Raw genomic sequence first — 1,286 nt, 5'->3', positions numbered from 1 at the left:
GATCATCAGGCCGCCATGGCTCTGATGAAGCGTTCGCCGAAGATCACGGCAAACTGTGCCTTTGCCATGGTCCACTCACGTGGTGGCATCTTCCACTCTTTCTCCGATCTGTTCAAGATCAGGTAAAGCAGTTTGGTTGTGGCATCGTCGCTGGGGAAATGGCCCCTTGCTCTGACAGCCCTGCGAAGCTTCGAGTTCAAAGCCTCGATGGCGTTCGTCGTATAGATGATCCTGCGCACATCATCTGGAAACGCGAAGAACGGAATGACCTCACCCCATGCGCGGCGCCAGCTCTGGCCGATAGCAGGATATCGCAGACCCCAGGGGCCGGCCTCGAAGGCGGTCAGGGCCTGCTCTGCAGCATCGGCGCTGGGCGCGCGGTAGACTTCCTTGAGCGCAGTTGCCAGCGCTTTGCGGTCCTTCCAGGAGACGAAGTCCATGGAATTGCGGAGCAAATGGACGATACAAGTTTGCACGACGGCTTCGGGAAACACGGCCGTGATCGCATCTGGAAAGCCCTTCAGGCCATCGACTACGGCCAGCAGTATATCTTCCGTGCCGCGGTTGCGCAGTTCGTTCATGACCCGAAGCCAGAATTTGGCGCCCTCGTTTTGCTCAATCCACAGTCCGAGGACCTCTTTGGCGCCATCGGCGCGCACGCCCAGAGCGATATGGATTGCCTTGTTGCGAACCATGCCTTCATCGCGGATCTTCACCCGGATCGCGTCGAAAAAGACCAAGGGATAGGTCGGATCCAAGGGCCTTTGCTGCCAGATGGCGACCTCGTCCAGCACGGCATCCGTCACGGTACTGATCAGGTCGGGCGATACGTCTATGCCGTAAAGATCGCGAAGGTGCCCGGTGATCTCCCGGGTGCTCATGCCTCGCGCATACATCGACACGATCTTGTCGTCGAAACCAGGAAACCGGCGCTGGTACTTGGCTATCAACTGTGGGTCGAAGCTGGACTGGCGGTCGCGTGGGACATCGATCTCCAGCTTGCCGCTCTCGGTCGTTACGGTCTTGCGCCCATAGCCATTGCGCGTGTTACCGCTGCCTCCGTCTGTCGCCAGGTGGTGGTCCATCTCCGCGTTCAATGCGCGTTCCGTAAGCGCCTTCTTCAGCGAATCCAGCAAGCCGCCTTGCTCAAAAGCAGCGCTGGCAGCGCCTCCGGCCAAAAGCTGATCCAGAAGCTCGTGAGGTATCGCCGGTTCTTTGCGTCGTGACATAGTGGGACTCCTTGTTACCCATTATGCCTGCCCACACACGGAATTCCTGACAGTCCC

At 58.9% G+C, this 1,286-nt stretch carries 1 protein-coding gene; it reads right to left on the bottom strand.

The window, feature by feature from the left end; genetic code table 11:
• Positions 1–5 precede the first annotated feature (5 nt).
• Positions 6–1,229, bottom strand: a complete 1,224-nt coding sequence (locus EDF58_RS25725) for an IS256 family transposase (RefSeq protein WP_132270635.1) — start codon at positions 1,227–1,229, stop codon at positions 6–8.
• Positions 1,230–1,286: the final 57 nt, after the last annotated feature.

It is taken from the genome of Novosphingobium sp. PhB57, assembly GCF_004342985.1.
Classification (GTDB): domain Bacteria; phylum Pseudomonadota; class Alphaproteobacteria; order Sphingomonadales; family Sphingomonadaceae; genus Novosphingobium.
The sequence above is the reverse complement of the archived record's forward strand: the minus strand, read 5'-3'. Positions and strand labels throughout refer to the sequence as shown.

What these genes read in the sequence shown, in the direction of transcription:
- EDF58_RS25725 (WP_132270635.1), bottom strand. Translation starts at nt 1,229, where the DNA reads ATGTCACGACGCAAAGAACCGGCGATACCTCACGAGCTTCTGGATCAG.